The sequence below is a fragment of the Actinomycetota bacterium genome (assembly GCA_023488435.1).
Taxonomy (GTDB): domain Bacteria; phylum Actinomycetota; class Coriobacteriia; order Anaerosomatales; family UBA912; genus UBA912.
Genome location: JAMDCK010000046.1, coordinates 3,179 through 10,508 on the forward strand (window position 1 = coordinate 3,179; position 7,330 = coordinate 10,508).

The following is a 7,330-nucleotide window of genomic DNA, read 5'->3' on the forward strand; positions in this document are numbered from 1 at the left end:
ACGAACATGATTGTCGGATTCGACACCCTGGAGAACCTCTCCAAAGGCGGCAGGATCGGCAAGGTCTCGGCGTTTCTCGGAACCATGCTCAACGTCAAGGTGACATTGACCGTTGACGATCAGGGTGCATTCCATCCGGTGGCTCGCTCCCGCGGCGAGAAAGCCGCACTCGAGCACACCGTCAACTGGGTCAAGGAGCAGATGGGGCAGGCTACATCGGGCAAGTTCTTTGTCTTACATGCTATGTCTGCCGAAAGGGCCCACAGAATTGCAGACGAGATCGCTGGCCTTTTCCCGGGCTCCGACATCAGCGTCCGCGAGGTGGGCTCGGTTATCGCAGCTCACACCGGCACCGCATGGGGAGTCGCGCTTCTGCCCAACGAGTAGTTGCGCTAAGCAGGGCGGTCACTTGCAGAAGCAAGGCGGCCCGGTCACCTGCCCATGATGCTCGCGACATAGAGCGCGTGGGCCGCGAGATGCGGGGCTAGGGCGAGCGTCCTGTCGAACTGACGTAGCGCGCTTGCGGCGGTGGGCAGATGCGCTTCGTCTCCCGTAAGCTTCGCGAGCCTCACGGCATTCTCGGCGAGCATCGAAGCGCCTGACGGCGCCGGGCTGTCTGCGTACTCGACGGGTGCCACCGGCAAGAGCGGATCACCCACGCTCATCACGAAGCCCTGGTCGCTCGCGAACAGCCCAGCGGCCTCGCCTTGCAACCTGATGGCGGTTCGAAGCATGTCCTTGCGGCCCGCGTGCTCGTAGGCGCTCAGACAGGCGGCGACGGTCGCGGCGTAATCCTCGAGGAAACGGATGTCCTTCAGACTCTTGTCGTCGGAGGTGCGCAGCAACTTGCGTCCTTTCAGGCACTCGCCGAGAAGCCACTCCAGCGCCTGCATTCCCGCGGCCACCATCCAATCATCACCGAATTCCGCACCTGCCTCGATGAGCCCGCGCGCGGCGATGGCGTTGTGCGCGGTGATGGTGTTCTGGGTCACCTGATAGTCGACCGATTCGCCTTCGGCCTCCTCGGCATCGATGAAAACCGCCGAGAAAAACCCGCAGTCCGGTCGTCGCATGCGCCGCTCGAGCATGTCGGCGGTCAGGCGCGCGGCCGATTGGTATGCCTCGGAAGGTTCGATCGCGTTCGCTCTGGCCAATGTCGAGAGCAGCAGCCCCTGGTCGATACGGATGTCCTTCAGACTCTTGTCGTCGGAGGTGCGCAGCAACTTGCGTCCTTTCAGGCACTCGCCGAGAAGCCACTCCAGCGCCTGCATTCCCGCGGCCACCATCCAATCATCACCGAATTCCGCACCTGCCTCGATGAGCCCGCGCGCGGCGATGGCGTTGTGCGCGGTGATGGTGTTCTGGGTCACCTGATAGTCGACCGATTCGCCTTCGGCCTCCTCGGCATCGATGAAAACCGCCGAGAAAAACCCGCAGTCCGGTCGTCGCATGCGCCGCTCGAGCATGTCGGCGGTCAGGCGCGCGGCCGATTGGTATGCCTCGGAAGGTTCGATCGCGTTCGCTCTGGCCAATGTCGAGAGCAGCAGCCCCTGGTCGATGAGCGCCTTCTCGGCAGCAGGGGAGCCCCAATCGCGAAGGTCGCTCATGCGGAAGACCCCGCCATCGGCGGAGTCGAAGATGGCGCTCGAGAGCATCGAGTTGAGCCACTTGCGTGCAGCCTCGATCCGCCAGGCAGCGCCGCTGGACCCGTGTGTCGCCAAAAGCAGGTCGATGACGGGCGTCTGTGGGAACTTGGGCCCGTGGCCCAGGCCTCCGTGCTCCTCGTCGAGCAACTCGCGGATCTTCTCGATCGCCGAGTCGAGGTCGGGAGCCTCAGTGGCAGAGTCCGCAGGGGAGTTCATGGCGCGTAGGAACTCGAGAGCTTCGGCCCCACCCGCGATGGCGCCTTCGCGGTCGAGGGTCCATACCCGCAGGCCCGTCGAAGCGAGGTCCATGAATGACTGTGCGTCCGGATCATTAGCAACCCGCGGAAAATACGTCCCGCCGAGGAAAGGGGAGCCGTCCTCAAGCAAGAACAGGTTCAGGGGCCACCCGCCAGCACCGGTCGCAGCACCACTCCAGGTCTGGAACAAGGCGTCGATGTCGGGTCGGCACTCGCGATCCACAAGGATGCGAACGAAGTGCCTGTTGAGGAAGCCTCCCAACTCGGTGTCGCGGAAGGACTCAGCCTGTGTAAGGCGACACTGTGGACACGAGGCATAGCCCACCGAGAGGAAGATAGGAAGATTCATCTTCTTTGCCCTGGCGAAAGCCTTCTTGCCCCATGGACGCCATTGGACCAGATCGTCGGTGTGGGCCTGCAGGTATGCGGACTTCTCGCCTGACAGGCGGCTTGGGGTTTGAGGGCTTTGTTCCACGGACTTCCTTTCGGCAGGGAAAAAGACACGATGACCAATCTACCGCATCAAGGCATGTCCGTGTAACTCCTGCCGCCCCCGGTCAGCCTTTTTCGGCAACGAAGCACGCTCTCTTGCCAACGATTCGACTGGTTGACACTCAAGCAGGGCTTCGCTTAGTGTGACGTGACTCACGGGAGGAGAGAGCACAGCTGATGCTGACACAATCTGATGGGGATGACCTAGGGGCCGAGGACGCTTTAGGTGAACATGAAGGCGAAGCAGGCGCATCTCAGAGCCCACCTCGCCTGCGTCTTGCACGTTCGGTGCTGAGCTTATCGCAGATTTGGGACTCTCTAATAGCGGTGATCGTACTCATTGCCATCATCGCATTCGCTCAATTACCATTCGCCCCAGAGTTTTTGAAGTCGAATCTGGCCATCATCTGTCTACTCTATGCGGCCTCGGCTATTGCTGATGTACTCGTCGTGACCCCGTTCACGCACCGACGATACTCGCTGCAGGTGTTCCCTGATAGGCTGATCATCAGGCAGGGCTGGATATTCCAGCAAGTCGTCACAATCCCTCGTCGTAGCGTTTTGAATTTGCGACACCGACGCGGTCCGGTACTGCGAAGACTCGACCTCACTACCGTTTCGCTTCTCACTATCGTCGGTGATCAGAGGGTCGGGATCCTCGATCCGGGGCAGGTACAGCTCATCGAGGGATTCGTCAACGGGGAAGCACTTGATGTACTCACATAATAGTCGCTGGATGATTGCGGTGGACGCGATTCAGGCTGCAAGGAATTACGTGCCCACGGGGATCGTTTTCTACTTGGCGCAGCCGCGCCTGGAGGGGTCACTCGATCTGGTAGTCACAGTTGTCTTCGTGGTCTATTCATTCACGACCGCATTCTCCGTGTTCACGCGTTGGGCTACCCGACTATTCACCTTCAATGACCGCGACATCCGGCATAGGGGTGGACTCCTGACCAAGACCGATGTTGCTATTCCATGGACATCGGTTGTCGCGATTGAGGTTCACAAAGATCCAATTCGTAGTTTTGTGGGGTGCTGCAAGGTGGTGATCCGCGCATCTGCGGGACTTGACAGCGAGATCACTCTCGACACTGTTCGCTTAGAGCTGGCAGAGGAGATACAGCGCGCTTCCAATCTGGCGATTGCACAGGCCCGTGAAGCGGAGGCGGGCCTTGAGTCTACCAGCCGCGAAGAGGCCGGAGTCGAACATGTCTTTGCAGCATCACAACGGGATATGGTTGCTATGTCTCTGGCATACTGGAGGTTCGCGCTGTTCGGCCCCTTTATCGTTGCGGCCTACCTTGAACTCTCACAGCTGACCAGACTTCCCGAGGCGGAGGGGCTCTTCGCGGACATCTTGTCCTTGAACCCGATAAGCCAACTTGCATTGCTCGGCGGCTTGACGTTGACTTCGGTAGCATATGGTTACCTGGTCACCCTGGTGCGCTTCTGGAAGTTCCGTGCTCACATCACAGAGGGCTCCTTGATCCTTGAGGGAGGACTCTTCACCAATCAACGACGCGCAATACAGCTCGACGGGGTGATAGGAGTCGTGCTCAAGCGCAACTTCCTAGATGTCATCATGGGTCGCGGACGACTGGCTCTGCTCACCCGAGACGCCGGTCACGTCCTTGGCAAGAACGTCGTGTTCCCTGCCTTGAGGATGCGTGAGATCGAAGCCCGGATTGACAACCTGCGTGGTGGAGCCAGGGAGCTTCTGGCTCTGGATCGAGCCCCGATCAGGGCGCGAGGGGCCTGGTTGATTGCGGCTGCACGTGTCGCGTTGTTGGTAGCGGCAGCAGTGGCCGTTCTTGCGGTATTCGATCTATGGGCCTACTACGCGATTGCCGCAGTTGCTTTGATATTGGTTTCACTGGTGATGGTGAATGCATGCTTCACTGTTGTTCTCCAGGACAAAAGCGGGCGGGGCATCCTATATCGCAGGGGCTTGATTTGGAGATCATCGTATGGCCTTCCGCTACACGAGGTGCAAGTTTTCATGAGTTCCACGCGGCCATGGGATCGATGGATTGGACTTCGACGCATGTCTCTCTACTACTTTTCAGGACGAGCACGCAAACTTTTCGTATGGCAGCCTTCTAGATGACAGAAAGGACTCAGACACGAATGGCGGTATCGGGGAGTTCGGTACAAGCGCAGATGACGTTTACTCGAGTCCTTGCCAGCGAGTGGTTCAAGCTTAGGAAGCAACGCAGTTTTTTCTGGACCACGCTTGCCGCACTAGGCGTGACCTTGGGGTTGGCGATTCTGAGGGCTACGGGGATTCGAGACACATGGAACCAGGAGCCCGCAGCGGCTCTCGGTATGGCTGCATTGATGCCTTCGTCAGGCGCGAAAATCGCCGCATTCATCTTCGGACTGGGCCTTTGTATCTGGCTTGCACAAGAGTTCGTCAGCGGCTCTAGCATCCTTACCGTACAGGCGGTGGCTCGGAGAGGCACGATCTTTGCGGCACGTTTGGTACTGATCTGCATCGTCTCGGGATTGTTCGCTGCATCGGTTGCGCTGATAGGTGCTGGGTCAGTGGCCTATTTCTTGGGGCTCGACTGGATGTTGGGTGTTCTTTCCATCAGCCTTTTTTGGGCAAACCTCGGAGCAGCCTTTCTGTTCACCCTCGCGATCACCCTCATGTACTTCGGTTTGGTCAAGTTGATGCGGAGGAGTCTTCCTGCTGTCATTGTAATGGCCGTACTTTTATTCGTGGTGCCAATCTTACAGGCTTTGGTTATGCTCGAGGCCCTCCCGACGATCCTATTCAGTCCATTGACCTCCACTCCCGCAGGCTTGATGGCCGAGATCGAGGGGAGCTTGCATGCAGCGATAGGTGATGGCCGCCCTGTCATTTCGCCGACACTCTCTCCGGCAGTTGCTGCTGGATTATTGATTACATGGTGCTTTTTCTTCGTAGGGGTGGCGGGGTGGCGTTTTTCCAAGCAGGAGTGGTAGCGCTGCGGCTCGTGAGGAAGACGAACAGATCTCAGTCGCATGGAAGTCTTCTCGATAGAAAGGAATCGAATTGATAGAGTTCAACTCGGTGTCGCGTCACTTCGGCACCAAGCGCGCACTGGATGATGCCTCCTTCACGGTGCCGGATGGATCCATCACCGGCCTGGTCGGACACAATGGTGCAGGCAAGACTACGGCGATGAAGATACTCGTTGGCATCCTACGGCCGACCACGGGGTCGGCGACCATCGACGGAAAGCCATTTGCCGAAGTGCACCTGCCCATGACGGCCGTCGGCGTTTGTATCTCGGCAGAATGGATACCAAAAGACAGGAGAGCAATCGATGTCATGCTCAGTCTCGCAATGACGCATGGAATCACTCGCTCTCGCTGCTATGACCTGCTGACGCTGGTGGGCTTGCATGAGGTGGCGCAAAAGAGGGTTGGAACTTTTTCGATGGGGATGCGGCAGCGACTTGGACTCGCTATCGCGCTTCTGGGAGATCCGAAGCATTTGATTCTTGACGAGCCCGTGACCGGTCTCGACCCAGACGGAGTTGCATGGATTCGCAGGTTTTTGAAGTCATTCGTCAACGAAGGAAAGTGCGTACTTCTCTCTTCCCACCTGATGTCCGAGCTTGAGAACACGGCCGATCGAGTGGTGGTCATAACGAAAGGGCGAGTGGTCGCAAACGACACCATACACTCGTTGGTGTCAGCTGCTGATTGCTCCACATACGCTGAAGCGGAAAATACCGCTCGCTTAGTAGAGCTTTTAGGGATGAGTGGCTATGAGGCCACCTTGCTCGATAAAGGAATACTTGTCGCCAATGCGACCCCTCGGCAGATATCGGCCGTCGCCGCTGAAGGAGGCTTGCTGCTGGATCGCCTTGAGCCTAGGCAGAAATCCCTGGAGGATGTCTTCTTTCATCTGACCGGTAATGACGGCTTGAGTGCAAAAGAGGTGGCGTAGTTGGCGACGACCGGGCGTTCAATTCCTGCGCAGATGACGCTTGGAAACGTGGTGGCTGGTGAGTGGCTAAAGCTTAGGAAGCAGCGCAGTTTCTTTTGGATGACCCTCTTTGCAATCGGCGTGTCTGTGGCCGTATCGGCCGTAGTGAGCTATTGGACCAGAGGGTACTGGGAAACCGATTCCGGGATGGCCCTTGACTCGATGGTTGCGGCTCCAGGGGGTAGTCTTGTCTACAGTGGCCTGATGTTCGGTATAGGACTGTGTGTTTGGATAGCACAAGAGTCTGTCAGTGGATCAAACCTCATGACGTTGCAGGCAGTGCCTCGCAGGAACACACTTTTTGCTGCCCGGCTCGTATTGATTGGTGTTGCATCTGTAGTGTTTGCGGCTTTGGTTGTGCTGATAGGTGTTGGATCGATGGGCCTTTTCGTCGGAGTGGATCGCTTGTCCATGGTTATGACAAATGGCGCATTTTGGGCTACCGCCATTGCATCGTTGATTGGCGGCGTGATGATTGCGCTCATTTCTTTTGCTACGGCGACGCTGACACGAAGGAGTCTGTCGGCTGCAGGCATCTTGGTGATGTTGTTCATCGTTGCACCAGGTCTGCAGATTTACTTCCATTTGGCCGACAGCGTGCCTCCCGGGTGGCCTGTTTTCTTGAGTTACCTCCCCGGAAACCTCCTGATGAGTGCAACCGATTTCTCTTCGAACCAAGAGGATATTCTCCAAGCCCTGACGCCGCTTTCGCCCCTGGTTGCGTCATTGTTGATGATGGCTTGGTGCGGCGTGCTGTTGGCGGCAGCGGCGTGGCGATTTGCCAGAGATGAGGGGTGACGCTTGTCGCTCCCCGTCAGCCTTTTTCCCTGAATTGACAAACTAAGTGCAAGTGGTCTTGCACTTGGTCTGGCAGGGCCCTCCGACCCGCCCCCTGTGACCCACCGGGGTGCTTCCGTGCCCTGCTATATCCTCTCTTATAGTCCACCGCCTTT

Annotated in this window: 7 protein-coding genes; 6 read left to right on the top strand and 1 reads right to left on the bottom strand. The window is 58.0% G+C overall.

Annotation, left to right across the window (positions count from 1 at the left end):
- A partial coding sequence (locus M1617_06645; protein ID MCL5887947.1) for a DegV family EDD domain-containing protein occupies positions 1 to 387 on the top strand: 387 nt, incomplete at its 5' end.
- A gap of 44 nt (positions 388 to 431) precedes the next feature.
- On the opposite strand, the gene M1617_06650 is transcribed toward M1617_06645, so the two are convergent.
- Complete coding sequence (locus M1617_06650) at positions 432 to 2,378, bottom strand: DUF255 domain-containing protein (GenBank protein MCL5887948.1); 1,947 nt, start codon at positions 2,376 to 2,378, stop codon at positions 432 to 434.
- A gap of 194 nt (positions 2,379 to 2,572) precedes the next feature.
- Between M1617_06650 and M1617_06655 the strand changes: the two genes are divergently transcribed.
- From M1617_06655 to M1617_06675, 5 genes are all read left to right on the top strand, one after another.
- Positions 2,573 to 3,121 (top strand): PH domain-containing protein, encoded by a 549-nt coding sequence (locus M1617_06655; GenBank protein ID MCL5887949.1) that lies wholly within the window; start codon positions 2,573 to 2,575, stop codon positions 3,119 to 3,121.
- Positions 3,108 to 4,505 carry a PH domain-containing protein gene (locus M1617_06660; protein MCL5887950.1) on the top strand — a complete coding sequence of 466 codons (1,398 nt, stop codon included), beginning with the start codon at positions 3,108 to 3,110 and terminating at the stop codon, positions 4,503 to 4,505. Before M1617_06655 ends, M1617_06660 begins: the two co-directional genes overlap by 14 nt.
- A 53-nt stretch (positions 4,506 to 4,558) precedes the next feature.
- The gene (locus tag M1617_06665; GenBank protein ID MCL5887951.1) at positions 4,559 to 5,365 is read left to right on the top strand and encodes a hypothetical protein; all 807 of its coding nucleotides are present in this window, start codon (positions 4,559 to 4,561) and stop codon (positions 5,363 to 5,365) included.
- Positions 5,366 to 5,435: 70 nt separating this feature from the next.
- Positions 5,436 to 6,338 carry an ATP-binding cassette domain-containing protein gene (locus tag M1617_06670; protein MCL5887952.1) on the top strand — a complete coding sequence of 301 codons (903 nt, stop codon included), beginning with the start codon at positions 5,436 to 5,438 and terminating at the stop codon, positions 6,336 to 6,338.
- Complete coding sequence (locus tag M1617_06675; protein MCL5887953.1) at positions 6,339 to 7,175, top strand: ABC transporter permease; 837 nt, start codon at positions 6,339 to 6,341, stop codon at positions 7,173 to 7,175.
- Positions 7,176 to 7,330 lie beyond the last annotated feature (155 nt).

Coding starts and splice junctions, on each gene's coding strand:
- M1617_06665 (MCL5887951.1), top strand. CDS start 4,559: ATGACGTTTACTCGAGTCCTTGCCAGCGAGTGGTTCAAGCTTAGGAAG.
- M1617_06660 (MCL5887950.1), top strand. CDS start 3,108: ATGTACTCACATAATAGTCGCTGGATGATTGCGGTGGACGCGATTCAG.
- M1617_06655 (MCL5887949.1), top strand. CDS start 2,573: ATGCTGACACAATCTGATGGGGATGACCTAGGGGCCGAGGACGCTTTA.